Annotated in this window: 13 protein-coding genes; 10 read left to right on the top strand and 3 right to left on the bottom strand. The window is 42.9% G+C overall.

Annotated elements, in window-relative coordinates; translation table 11 throughout:
• Positions 1-98: 98 nt before the first annotated feature.
• Positions 99-959: a LysR family transcriptional regulator gene (locus tag L4C54_RS02380; protein ID WP_428806951.1), complete on the bottom strand. Its 861-nt coding sequence runs from the start codon at positions 957-959 to the stop codon at positions 99-101.
• Between the two features lie 101 nt (positions 960-1,060).
• Between L4C54_RS02380 and L4C54_RS02375 the strand changes: the two genes are divergently transcribed.
• Genes L4C54_RS02375 through L4C54_RS02365 form a run of 3 tightly spaced genes read left to right on the top strand, consistent with a single transcriptional unit; the run spans position 1,061 to position 4,433 of the window.
• Positions 1,061-2,119, top strand: a complete 1,059-nt coding sequence (locus tag L4C54_RS02375) for an HlyD family secretion protein (RefSeq protein ID WP_428806950.1) — start codon at positions 1,061-1,063, stop codon at positions 2,117-2,119.
• A gap of 35 nt (positions 2,120-2,154) precedes the next feature.
• Positions 2,155-3,174, top strand: a complete 1,020-nt coding sequence (locus L4C54_RS02370; RefSeq protein ID WP_428806949.1) for a DUF2955 domain-containing protein — start codon at positions 2,155-2,157, stop codon at positions 3,172-3,174.
• A 41-nt stretch (positions 3,175-3,215) separates the two neighbouring features.
• Entirely contained in the window at positions 3,216-4,433 is a 1,218-nt protein-coding gene (locus L4C54_RS02365) for a patatin-like phospholipase family protein (RefSeq protein ID WP_428806948.1), read from the top strand.
• A gap of 70 nt (positions 4,434-4,503) precedes the next feature.
• Here L4C54_RS02365 and L4C54_RS02360 read toward each other — a convergent pair whose 3' ends face one another.
• Positions 4,504-4,953: an exoribonuclease R gene (locus tag L4C54_RS02360; RefSeq protein WP_428806947.1), complete on the bottom strand. Its 450-nt coding sequence runs from the start codon at positions 4,951-4,953 to the stop codon at positions 4,504-4,506.
• 80 nt (positions 4,954-5,033) lie between these two features.
• Positions 5,034-6,290 (bottom strand): leucine-rich repeat-containing protein kinase family protein, encoded by a 1,257-nt coding sequence (locus L4C54_RS02355; protein WP_428806946.1) that lies wholly within the window; start codon positions 6,288-6,290, stop codon positions 5,034-5,036.
• Between the two features lie 255 nt (positions 6,291-6,545).
• Here L4C54_RS02355 and L4C54_RS02350 point away from each other — a divergent pair, with 255 nt between their 5' ends.
• The 7 genes from L4C54_RS02350 (at position 6,546) to L4C54_RS02320 (ending at position 13,056) form a co-directional block, all read left to right on the top strand.
• A complete protein-coding gene (locus L4C54_RS02350) occupies positions 6,546-7,649 on the top strand; it encodes a DUF1254 domain-containing protein (protein ID WP_428806945.1) in 1,104 nt (367 codons plus the stop codon).
• Between the two features lie 125 nt (positions 7,650-7,774).
• Complete coding sequence (locus tag L4C54_RS02345) at positions 7,775-8,320, top strand: DUF4381 domain-containing protein (protein WP_428806944.1); 546 nt, start codon at positions 7,775-7,777, stop codon at positions 8,318-8,320.
• Positions 8,314-9,321, top strand: coding sequence for a VWA domain-containing protein (locus L4C54_RS02340; RefSeq protein WP_428806943.1), 1,008 nt, complete (start codon positions 8,314-8,316; stop codon positions 9,319-9,321). The genes L4C54_RS02345 and L4C54_RS02340 overlap by 7 nt, the downstream gene beginning before the upstream one ends.
• 9 nt (positions 9,322-9,330) lie before the next feature.
• Positions 9,331-10,314, top strand: coding sequence for a vWA domain-containing protein (locus L4C54_RS02335; protein ID WP_428806942.1), 984 nt, complete (start codon positions 9,331-9,333; stop codon positions 10,312-10,314).
• A 4-nt stretch (positions 10,315-10,318) separates the two neighbouring features.
• Positions 10,319-11,008 (top strand): hypothetical protein, encoded by a 690-nt coding sequence (locus L4C54_RS02330; protein ID WP_428806941.1) that lies wholly within the window; start codon positions 10,319-10,321, stop codon positions 11,006-11,008.
• A gap of 84 nt (positions 11,009-11,092) precedes the next feature.
• Positions 11,093-12,106, top strand: coding sequence for an AAA family ATPase (locus tag L4C54_RS02325; protein WP_428806940.1), 1,014 nt, complete (start codon positions 11,093-11,095; stop codon positions 12,104-12,106).
• A gap of 14 nt (positions 12,107-12,120) precedes the next feature.
• Positions 12,121-13,056 carry a DUF58 domain-containing protein gene (locus L4C54_RS02320; RefSeq protein WP_428806939.1) on the top strand — a complete coding sequence of 312 codons (936 nt, stop codon included), beginning with the start codon at positions 12,121-12,123 and terminating at the stop codon, positions 13,054-13,056.
• Positions 13,057-13,079 lie beyond the last annotated feature (23 nt).

Genomic DNA, 13,079 nt, shown 5'->3' with positions numbered 1-13,079 from the left:
CAAAGTACAATTTTTATCTAAGTCCCATTTTCAGCTAAATACCATCTTCTTCTATATCCAATCTTCACCTATCTACAATTTTCATTGACTCATTAAGCCTAGTTAATCTTTTCTTTGAAGAGATCGATCAGTGCTCTCGTTTTTTTCGAGAGGAATTGTGCAGATGGGTAGATCAACGTCAAATTCAATTTGGGATAAACGACTTCAGGTAATACTTCAACGAGTAGGCCACTTTCTCGTGATTTTTTTGAGTGGATCTTGGGTAAAAAAGCTATGCCTTGATTATTGAGTGCGAGAGTATGTAGCAAGTTTAAATCATCCGATTTTAACGAGACATGTAGGTCACTGTCTAACAAATCAGCATTGTATCTATTGGTGAAGATTCGATGTGATTTTAGATCATTTAACGTAGACAGCGGAGGATGTGAGGCCAAGTAATCTTTTGATGCGACAAGGTGGCATGCGTAAGGAATTAAGCTGAATTGAACGTAACTGTCATCCGCCACGCTAACGACGTTAGGTAATACCTGTAAGTCGAATGATTGCCGTTTAAGGTCAACACTGTCTTGATGGTTTTCGACCTCAATCCGAACATTTGGGAATCGAGAAGAATATTCCGTGATGATTGCTGGAAATGCCTGCGAGGTCATTAACGCTGATGGGATAGCAAGACGCACTATACCTGAGAAATCTTGTTGAGATTCCTGCATTGCGATTAAACTTTGATCGATAAGGTAAACCTGCTTCGACACCTGTTCATAAAGATGTTTACCGTGTTCGGTAAGTTCAATGGTTCGAGTTGTTCGAATAAGAAGCTCACAGCCCAATGAGCTTTCTAATACCTGTAATCGACGGCTGATCTTCGAGCGTTGCATGTTATTTGCTTTCGCTGCCGCGCTGATTCCGCCATGAAGAACCGTTTGGGTAAACAATCTTATATCATCAAAACTCGTTGTCATTGTCCTATTTTTAGCTCAGTTGTGTCTGTTTTTCTATTCTACCAGACTCACATAGAAATCCCTATAATCTAGGCACACAGATTAGCTATGGGGTTAACAACATGACTGAAACTACCAAATTTAAGCAATGGATGAAGGCCTTGAGTCTTATATTCGTTGTCTCATTTATTTACATAATCATTGCAGATAGGCATGCACCTTTGACAACTGAAGGGCGAGTACACGGTCACGTTGTTCAGGTTGCTCCTGAAGTGACCAGTCGTGTTACCAATGTGAAGGTAAGAAACAACGATGTTGTTGAAAAAGGGGATATCCTATTTTCATTGGATCCTCGTCAATTTGAAATTGCGCTAGAACAAGCCATTTTATCGTTGCAATCAGCAAAGGAAAAATCGGTTGCGCTTCATGCGCAAAAAGAAGCCGCCGTCGCTAATATTACTCGCGCTAAAGCCTCTCACGATAACGCCTATGCAGAGTACAAACGTACTCAAAAACTATCAAAGCAGCAGGCCATCTCTCAATCGAACCTTGATAGTGTCACCAAACAGTATCAAATGGCGGTTGCTGGGCTAGAGATAGAGCGTCAGAACCTCAAAGTATTGGAAGCTCAACTTGGTAACGGAGTAACAACAGAGGTTCGTATTGCTCGAAACAGGGTAGAAAAAGCGATGTTAGATTTAGACAACACTGACGTTCGATCTCCGAGTGATGGTGTCGTGACCAACGTACGCTTAGAAGTAGGAACCATGGCTAATGCAAACATGCCTCTACTAACGTTCGTACCTGCAGGGTCAATGTGGGTAGCTGCTGATTTTCGAGAAAAGTCAGTGACTCGAGTGAACGACGATTTTCAAGCTATGGTCTCTTTCGATGCATACCCGGGTAGAGTATTTCATTACAGCGTTGATAGCCGAGATCATGGTGTTTCATCTGGACAACAAACGCCGAATGGCACATTGACAGAGATACAAGTAAATAACCGCTGGGTACGTGATGCGCAACGAACCAGAATTAACTTAGAAAATGATGAATCGTTACCTAGTTCGCTATTTGTTGGCTCGCGCGCAACCATGGTACTGCACTCAGGAAATAGCTTTTTTTGGCAGACGGTGGCAAAAGTCAGAATTCGCATGATTAGTTTGTTTCACTTTATCTACTAGTTCGTCTATTTCATTCAGCATATTAGGTAGCCGCTATGAAAATACTTCGTATATGGTTTGGTTGTTCTTTAGGGTTAGCGACAAGCATGGTATTGGGTTGGGACTTTGGTTTCATAGCGATACTCATTCCCTTGTTCGTACTTGGTAAGGTCGATCAATTTCATCTTCCGTTAATGATAATGATTTTGGCAGCTGCGATATGGACGACCATTCAGATGACTTTGCTGTGGGAGTTTTTCCATGTCTACCCTATTATTTTGTTTATTTTGGTGGGTATTGTCTTTTTGATTAATAGCATTGCCATGACCAACAAGAAAACATTCTTAATCGGATATATGGGGTTGTTGCTTGGTTCTGTTTTATTGAATTTCTCTAGTTATACCTTTATGGATATCGAAGAGCTCTCTATTACGATTATTGTCGCGTGTTTTGCCAATATCATTATTTGCGGCATCGCTCATTGGCTATTTCCTGAGCCAGAAACAGAATCTATAGAAGCGGCTCCAACAGAGCAGATGGCTGTCAATAGTATTGACCGTGTAAGTCAGGTTGCCATGGTATGGGTTATCGCCATGTGCGCATTTGTGGTTTTTCAAGTGTTTGACTTGTTTGATTCAGGGGCTGCGAACGCTTCAATACTGATTATATTAGCGCCTATGACGTGTGTTGGGATCATTCAGATGGCGAAAATACGCATATTGGGGACGGCTCTTGGGTGTTTGGCTGGGTTAGGCGTTCAACTGACGCTAGGGTTATGGTTTGAAAATGCCTTTTTATATTGGTTGTTATTTACGATTGCTATGGGGCCATTCTGCTACTGGCAAACGCAAGGGGACGCTAAAGCGGCAATCTCACTCGCGGGTATGGCAGCATTGTGTGTGCCATTAACTTCAGCATTAGCGCCGGGTGAATCAGATGCGATCTTTGCCATTTTATATCGTTTTAGCTCCATCTTTGTCGCCGTTGTACTTAGTGTTTTAGTAACACTCTTTGTTCAATACCTGTTCGACAGAACATCAATAAAGGCATCACGAATACCACATAACCAAGCATAGAAGAATGATATTCGAAATAGAGTCATTAGAAGAGGTGATGAATGCCAATGGAAAAAGTAGGTACTAAGATGATTCGAATAATTGTGCGTAGATATTACAGTCTTATTTTTCTCGTATTGTTAACGGCGTGCAGTACGGCGCCAGAAAGAAATGCATCTTCAGATTCTGAGTTAATCAACCCTTTGAATGTTCCAGGGCTGAGGTTTTGGGACGAGCATATTTCAGATGTTGAGAACTACGATATGCATTTCGAACGTGAGTCGTTATATCGATATAAAGCCGATAATAAAGAAATCAATCACCTAGCATTGTCTGGCGGAGGTGTTAATGGTGCATTTTCAGCCGGTATTCTCAACGCGTGGACAGAACAAGGAACACGACCGACATTCGACGTTGTTACTGGCGTTTCGACAGGTGCGATTGTATCGGTATTTGCTTTTCTAGGCAGTGATTACGATGAAGATCTTAAGCACTATTATACTGAAACATCTATGGATGAGATGTTTAAGCGCAACTATCTATTTCAGCTAAACTCGCGTAAGTCGATTGTGAACACATCAGGGTTTGAAAAAAAAGTTCGTAGTGCAATTAACAAAGATATGATGGAGAAAATAGCCCACGAACGTAGCAAAGGGCGCATCTTAATTATCGCGACCACTAATCTTGATAACGAAAAAATGGCGTTATGGGATATTGGAAGAATCGCACAAGTTGGTAGCTTGGACGCGCAGGTTTTAATTCAAGATATCGTTATTGCGAGCAGTTCGATACCCGGTGCTTTTCCCGCAAAGCTGATTCAACTTACCTCTGACGGAATTCATTATGATGAGCTGCACGTTGATGGGGGCGTCTCAAGACAGGTGTTTTTGATTCCGCAATGGATGCAAAATTCCTCGGTGATTTCAGGCTTTTCTCAAAATGTTTATGTCATTAGAAACGGTAGTTTAAAGCCAAACTTTAGTGAAGTGAGCAATAGCATCTCGTCGGTCTCATCTCGATCTTTAGCAACGTTGACCCGTAGACAAGGGGTAGGGGATGTAGAGTATATTTTCCGATATAGCCAAAATCATGAAATGGAATTTAACCTTGCCCATATTGATGATGATTTCCTAGGTAGCGATCTTGATCCTCTAGAACTGGAATACATGAACTCGGTATATGAATACGGTTTTGACAATATGATAAACCAAACGCTTTGGCTACAAAGACCGCCGAGTTTAGATGAGCAGATCCATTTTGAACCCATGCGAGAATTGTAACGTCTAGGGAATAAAAAACGCCAGTAGGACAGACACTGGCGTTTTTGCTATCTATTTGATAATTGGGTGGTTAGCTCTGCTCTGAGTTGATACTTGCGTAAGTATGCAAAAGGTCCGTAAGAGTTTTTACCCAGCCAAAAGCATCGACTGGCGCGTTAACCAGTAATTTTTCAACGTGCTCACAATGAGTTTCGAGCGTAATCGCTTCTTCCAAGTTAAAGGAAATAGCGTAGAAGTGCCATAGAACCAATCGCGTCATTCTGATGCTGTTCTGTTTGGCATTTTCAGAATCATCAAATGCTTGTTGGATTTCGCTAAGTGCAATAGCCGTCATGCGAAGAGTGGCATCAAGGCGGGCTGACATCATACGTTCTTCGCTATCTACTTCTTCTTGTTCAAACGTGAACAGTTCACTCATTACATCTTCTGGTACCATTTTACTGATCATTCGAACGCTGAACTCTTCCAGTTCATGTCGTGGCATAGTGACAAGGCAGTTAAATGTGTAATCACGAAGCATAGGAAATCGCTCTAGTTAAGTTTTTATTTTAGGTACTGGAGATTATCTTTCCAGTCCCCATATTTTATTAAATAGTTCTATTATTGTGCGCCAAATGCTTGTTTAGCAACGTGCTCTAGCGTTTGGTAATCATCACTACCAATATCATTCGGTTGGCAAACGCTCAGCAGATCTTCAATGAAGAAGCTCAGTGCTCTTGATTCGATCGCTTTGACTTTTTTTTGTTGGTGAATCGGAAGGTAGTCGTATGTCGATGCTGCGCCAAAATCACCAAAAATCATATGGTTGTCACTGTTTATTAGCACGTTGTGCGCGTATAGGTCACCGTGACAGACCTTGTTATTGTGCAGGTGATGAAAGACATCAACCATTTGATCTACGATCTTTTTAATCTCTGTAATACCTAAGTTGAATTCAGGTTTGAACGTATCGCGAGTACAAGATTGCAGGCTAGGTGCCAGACCCAAATTAAAATAGCTGTCTGGGATCAGTTCCATCACTAACGCTAGGTAGTTGTCTTCGCTCACTTGAGCAATCGACTTAACAAGGTTCGCGTGAAAGCCTGTCTGTAAGCAAGCGTGCAGTTCATCTTGCGGGTAACCATCACTGGTTACGGCGCCTTTGAAAACTTTTACAGCGACATGATCTGGGAAATCATAATCACCATTTAGCCAATTAGCATGAGAAATAATACCTGAAGCACCTTGACCTAACACTTGGTTCAATTGATAGCTATCAGAGCTCACTTGCGGAACTTGGGTTTCTAATTCTTGGTTCTCACAGAAAGGGTTGCCAGCAAACGCAAGCCATGCAAGGCGAGGTAGGTCGAGTAATTGTTTAGGGAACTCTGTTAATTGGTTCGCAGATAATCGAATGAGCTCTAGATTATGTAGTTGGCTAACTGAATCTGGAAGCTGCTTAATCTGATTCCCTGCGAGCGCTAGTTTTTGCATTCTTGGGCGCTCACCCAGTGAATTAGGAAGTGCCTTAATCTCGTTGTCCGTAAGGATCAACCAACGTAACGGTTGAGGTAACGAGTTTTCAGGTACCGCTGAGATTTGATTATCTTTAAAGCCTATCATTTCAAGCTTTGGACATTCACCAAGTACCTCGGGCAAGTGAGTAAACTGGTTTTGTGAGGCGAACAGAATCTTAAGATTAACCAGTTGTGAGAGCTCACTAGGTAACTCACTTAATTGGTTGTTAGAAAGGTCCAGTATTTCTAGGGTGTCGGCAAGCTGTAGTATTTCTAATGGAAATTCAGTTAATTGCTGTGAAATCTTTAGACGAGTAATGCCTTTTAGCTGACCATTTTTTAGCTGTTCTAATGTGTGCAAACTTAAACCCTAATAACGCGAACCAATTTGAGAGCGCGTAGTTTACGTTGAGTTCGTAAGAAACGCGAGTATCTAAGAAGATTAATGAAACTCGAAAATGAGCACGCCCGTGTTTAAAAATGAGTTTTGAAACCCGTTAAAGTATTTCTAAAGCAAGAGAGGGATGACCCAACCAACAATATGAAGGCAAGAGCGAAAGCTTAAACCGATGGGATGTTGGATAACGTGTAACGAAAACTATAACGGGTATTTCAAATGAAAAAATCAATCTTAGCAGTATCACTTCTAATCACACTTTCTGGTAGCGCACTTGCACAAGAGAAATTCGCGACGTTGGGTGAGCATCTTCCAGAAAAAGGTGAGCCGACTGAATTCCAAATGCAATACAGCGGCCCAATTGAAGTCAGCAGCGACAATTTCATTCTGGCGGAATCGGATAAGTATTTCTTCGAGCAGCAAGGTGAAAGTGAGATGAATACTTTTAAGCACGCTGATACGTTAATTACACCAGATAACCAAACCGTAGTTCGCCAAAATAGAGATACGCTTTACTCGAAAGGGATTTTTGATACCAATGGTGGTGTAAAGTTTGAATTGCCAAAAATAGACACTTACCAAAGCCTTCAAATTATTGATGAACAACATCGAACCATCGGTGTTATCTACTCAGAAGAAGGAAAAAATAGCCTAACAGTGACACCAGATATGCTCTCTTCAGGTGAACACGTATGGGTAGTAATGAGAACGCAAGTTAAATCAATGGCGGAGCAAGACCTTGCGCTTGGCCGTGAACAACAGCGTATGGTGAAAGTGTCGGCTAATTCTTCAAATTCTTATATTGCAAAAGGCTTTGAACAGAAAAGTCGCGAGACAACGAGACTCGATCAAGAGAAGAGCATTCTAAAAATTGACTTGGCACGTTCATTTGGCGCACCTGGATCAGAAGTTGTGCGCGAGTTCGATGCAAAAGTAGCGACAGCAATGGGCTTTGGTGGTTTACCTTCGAAACACGCCTACTACAAAGTGTTAATCGCCGAAGACCGTACAGGGTCTTGTCAAAGCATGACATTTGAAAAGCCACCAATCCAAGAAAAAGGCTTTTTCTCAGTAACGACTTATGGTCCAGACGGCTATATCCATACATACAACTACGCAACGTCTAGCCGCGAAATCACGCCAAACCAAGATGGCTCAATTACGGTTAACTTTAATTGTGAGGGGGCGAAGAATAACCTCGACGTAGCATCAGGTTGGACAGGTATTTTGCGTATGTACATGCCACATAGTGTTGAAGAAATTGTCGAGTACGGTAAAACCGTAGAGATGCCACATACTGTCGAGACCTACGCAAAAAAGTAACCCAGTTGTTAGATCTTTAACGAGACAAATAGCTCGCCCTAAATAGGGAAGAGTAACTAAAGGCTCATTACGTTCACTCTGATGAGCCTTCATTTTTCATATCTAAACTCTCTTGGAGCGAAGTTATGACAACCGAATATTCTACAAGCCCAGATGCCTGGTCAGTGACGCAAGATAAACCTAACTCGTTACCGAAAGATTGGGGGAATGAGTCATTAACCGGTTTTGTAGAGGTAAGTTTTCCAAATGATATTAGTTGGCTACCTCAGACCATAGGCTGGTACCTAGTGGCGTTGTTCATCGTATTGTGGCTTTTATACCAGTTAGCAATGAACATCATTCAGTATCGAGAAAATCACTATCGCCGTGTTGCACTTCAAAGGCTAGATGCTTTACACGAGGCACAGGATGGCCTGGTAAACATGCCCTCATTACTTAAAGAGACCGCGATTTTTGCTTTTCCGCGCTCAGAGGTTGCTTCGTTATCGGGTTTAAAGTGGGAGCGGTGGCTAGATGAAAAGTGCGCCAACAGTGAATTTTCAACCACATACCAAAACCAACTTATGCGCATTGCTTATTGCAAGACAAGTGATGTGGAGCGAGAAACCAAAGAGGGAATTTACTTAGCGATACGACAATGGATACGTAACCATGAGAGACAAGTATGCTAGATATTACCTATCCTTGGGCGTTTGTATTAACCATTGCCCCTCTTATCGTCTTCGCACTAACGCCCGCTAAAAACGCGCGCCAAACTGCTACGCAAATCCCTCACTTTAAGATGTTGGTTGAAGTATCAGGAAAGCAGCCACAGCAAGGTGTTGTGAGTGTTAATCGAACCCGAACTCAGCGTTCGATGCTCATTCTTGGCTGGTTGTGCTTGGTTATTGCGATGGCTAAACCGGTATGGATTTCAGATCCGATAGAACGTCAGAAATCCGCTCGAGACATTATGGTTGCATTGGATCTATCAGGCTCGATGATCAAGAAAGATTTTCAATCTCCTGATGGTAAGAACGTTACTCGGCTTCAAGCGGCCAAGTCTGTGCTTGCTGATTTTGCTAAGCACCGAACTTCAGATCGTTTAGGGCTGATTTTGTTTGGTGATAAGCCTTACCTTCAAGCGCCCATGACCGATCAGATTGATGTATGGACTCAGCTTCTAGAAGAAACTGCGCTTGGTGTTGCGGGTTGGCAGACTGCGATTGGTGATGCCATTGGGCTTTCAATCAAGGTTTTTGAGCAAGAGCAGACGAGCAATCCAGTACTGGTTTTAATCAGCGATGGAAATGACACGGTTTCTAGATTATCGCCAACCGAAGCCGCAACAGTGGCGAGTAAATACGGCATAAAAATACATACCGTTGCCATGGGTAACCCCAAGGCAGAGGGGGACTACCGAGTTGATGTTGAAGCACTACGACAGGTTGCAAAAATAACAGGTGGTGAGAGTTTTCAGGCGCAAAATCGAGTAGAGCTTGAACGTATTTATGAGGCGATTAATCAATTAGAGCCGACCAAATATGAAGGTAAAAGCTATCGGCCGAAAATAAGTCTGCACTATATACCGTTAGCCTTTTATCTACTGACCAACCTAATTATGTTTTTTCCGCTGTTACTGCGCAAATACCATCAGCTATCTGCTGGAAAGCCAGTAGATACTGCTTCTTAAGGGGGCGTTATGAGTGTTATTTTGAATGAAATATCGGACGTTATCTCGATATTGAGTAAATACCTTGGTGCGTTCCACTTTATACGCCCTTGGTGGTTGCTGATGCTCATTCCTTGTTTGGGGTTGGCATGGATAGTAAAGCAAGAGACAAAACAGCAATCTCGATGGAAGCATAAGCTTTCGCCAACCGTATTAAAGCATTTAACGTTAGAGTCGAGCATCAATAGACGGTTTTCACCTCAATCAATGATGGTTCTGTTTTTTGTACTTTCGACACTGGTGTTAGCAGGGCCGAGCTGGCAAAGGCAAGCCTCTCCGTTTTTGAAAGACGACTCCGCGATCATTGTCGCTCTGGATTTATCCAAATCAATGAAGACCAGTGATTTGAAACCGTCAAGGCTACACAGTGCGAAAGCAAAAGCGGCTGAGCTTATTGAAGCGCGAGGAAACTCGAACACGGCACTGATTGCGTTTGCAGGTAGCGCCCATATCGCGATGCCACTGACGCAAGACAGTAAAATGGCAACCCACTTTTTGGGCGCTTTAGACGCTAGCAGCATCGCCAATCCGGAAAAAAACCAAGCCGCAGTGCTTGAAAAAGTAGAGCGTGTTGTGGCGCATTCTACAAGCCCGACAACTTTGGTTCTACTGACTGACGATACGGACAATGAAAGCATAAAGCGGTATGAAGCGATCTCAAAAATGCACTCGCTGAAGCTCATCGTTTGGTCAATGAACGATGTTAAAATGATGGCCAATGAAGCAGCCAACAAGCGTTTAACATTGATGGCAGAAGCTTCGAAAGGCGATGTCGTCACTTACACCAAAAGTCACGATGACGTGGACCAAGTGCTTGAGCTTATTGAAACAAACATGGTGCTAACTGGTGATTCTGATATGCCGTGGCAAGATTCAGGGTACAACTTACTGATTGTATTAGCGCTGCTTCACCTGTTGTGGTTTAGAAAAGGCTGGACGATTCGATGGGAGTAATCTTATGCAAATGATGATGAACCAAATCAGTACAGTGACTCCCATTTGGCGCGCGCCCAAGATATCAGCGAAGTGGAAAAAGAGAGCGGTGATTTTGTTTTTTTTGATCAATATTATCGTGGCCGTTGCTGTACCAAGAGCCTATTTTTCGCTGTGGTTGACGAATGATCAGTATGCCGCAGTGATGTTTACCCAGTCTCGCTTTAACGAAGCAGCAGACTCGTTTGAAAACCCTCAATGGCGAGCGTTAAGCCTTTACGCTGCCCAAGATTTCAAGCAAGCGGCGCAAACATGGCGGGGCATTGAAGGGGAGTCAGCATTGTTTCATCAAGCGAACGCGCTAGCTCATTCCAATTATTACCATGGAGCGTTCCAGTTATATCAACAGATTTTACGTCGCAACCAGACTCATGTTGGAGCCAAAACCAATATCGCGATTGTTGAACCACTCATACGAACCGCTGCAAGTTCTGGTGATTCGAAGGGCTCAACCATGATTGAAAAAGAGAACAAGTCTCAGCAAGACGAGCTACTTGGTAACCAATACCAAGACGGAGAAATTACCGATAAAGAGTGGCTTGAAGAGGTGGTAAGTGATCCGAGCGTGTTCTTAAAAAAGAAATTTTTTATTGAGCAGTACGAAGAGGCAAAACGCAAAGCTCAAGCCAAAGAAAAATCCAAGGTAAAAACCTGAGTTAACAAGTAAACAGATATTTCGCTCTAAGAAGACAAAGTAAGCACAACAACCAATGTCATTCATTCAAATTTGGATACTTCTATGATGAACAATACTTCCCTAAAACAAATAATGGAATTAAAGCAACGCGTTATGGAGTCAGTCATCGACCAAGAAGAGATGGTCAACACCCTTATCATTGCTCTTCTTACCAACGGTAACGTACTGTTAGAAGGCTTGCCGGGTACAGCGAAAACGCGCTCAATTAAAGCGTTGTCTAAAGCACTGTCGGTTGATTTAGGCCGTGTACAGTTTACCCCTGATCTGCTTCCTTCCGATGTGACGGGAACAGAGGTGTATCAAGAGGTTGATGGCAAACCGACACTAGAATTTCAGCAAGGGCCAATTTTCAACAACCTATTACTGGCCGATGAGATCAATCGCTCTCCCGCAAAAGTTCAAGCAGCCCTTTTAGAAGCGATGGAAGAGAGACAAGTAACCGTCGCAGGGCGCACTTATCCCTTACCTGAATTGTTTATGGTATTGGCGACTCAAAACCCAGTAGAGCAAGAAGGGACATATCCTCTGCCTGAAGCTCAAATGGACCGATTCATCATGAAGATCAATTTGGACTACCCAAACGATGATACGGAAGCTCAGATCATCCGTATGGTACAAAAAGAAGATCAGCAAGCGTCAATGACTAAAAATGAAAATAACTCAAATAATGAAGGTAATTCAGAGAACATTGCCTTAGATCCAGAGGTGGTATTTGCTGCAAGAGATGGCGTTAAAGAAGTCCACAGTAGCGATGCGATTATCGAGTACATTGTTGGAATTATTATGGCTACACGTAAGCCCGAACGCTTTGCTGATTCGTCACTGTCACAATGGATTGCAACGGGTTCAAGCCCGCGTGCGAGTATTGCGCTTGATAAATGCGCTCGTTCAATGGCATGGTTAAATGGTCGAAATTATGTCGAGCCACAAGACGTTCGTCAGGTTGCACATGCAGTGCTGCGTCATCGCTTGATTTTAAGTTATGACGCACTGGCTGATGGCATTACAACGGATCAAGTGATTGATGAGATTTTAAATCAGGTCGCAGCCGCTTAAGGGGGAGGTACGTTATGGAACATTCAGATGATTCTGCTAGCCACCCTTATATCTACACCAGTTTGAAAGCATTGCAAAAGCTGAAGTATAGAACTCAAGGTATTAACCTACAGGCCAATCAACCGATCAACAGCGTTCTTAATGGTAGTCATGCCTCAAAGCTTCGAGGACGAGGGCTTAACTTTGAGGAGATGCGTCAGTACCACAAAGGCGACGATATTCGTACCATGGACTGGCGAGCAACCATTAGAACAGGTCGACCTCACGTTAGAGTGTATAACGAAGAGAAAGAGCGCAACGTTTACCTGTTGGTGGATCAGCGTCAGTCGATGTTCTTTGGCAGCCAGTATAAGCTGAAATCGGTGATAGCTGCTGAGGTAGCGTCACTGATTGCTTGGGGAGCGATCGCTTCCAGTGACAAAGTTGGCGCTATCGTGTTTAACGATCATCAGGTGAAAGTACTCAAGCCCAAGTGCAGTGAGCTCCAGATTATTCAAATCTTGAAAGAAATAACGGCTCAGAATAATGCGTTATCGGCTGGTGGAATAGGGTCGTGTTTTGAAGCGTCCATTAACCAAGTATTTGAAAGCCTTGCTCGATTAGCAGGGCATGATTCACTTGTAATTCTAATTAGCGACGGGAGAGGGTGGAATGATAAAACCACCGAGTATATTAAAGGGTTAAGGCAACATAATGAGTTCATGTTCTGTCAGGTACTCGACCCATTAGAACGAGAAATTCCTAATATTTCTCATACCGTGATTAGCGATGGTCAATGGCAGTTGGAAGTTAATCTACAAGAGTTAGCGACGAAATATCAACATAAGGTTGAAGAACGTTTGGGCTACCTTAATAGCGTTGCAAAAAAGTATCGGCTCCCCGTTCTTTCAGTGGATACATTGTCTCAGCCAGAACGGCAATTACGTACGTTGTTAGGGCGTCTAGGTTGACGTTTTGTATTAAACCTATAACG

It is taken from the genome of Vibrio lamellibrachiae (assembly GCF_050337265.1).
Taxonomy (GTDB): Bacteria; Pseudomonadota; Gammaproteobacteria; order Enterobacterales; family Vibrionaceae; genus Vibrio; species Vibrio kyushuensis.
The sequence above is the reverse complement of the archived record's forward strand: the minus strand, read 5'-3'. Positions and strand labels throughout refer to the sequence as shown.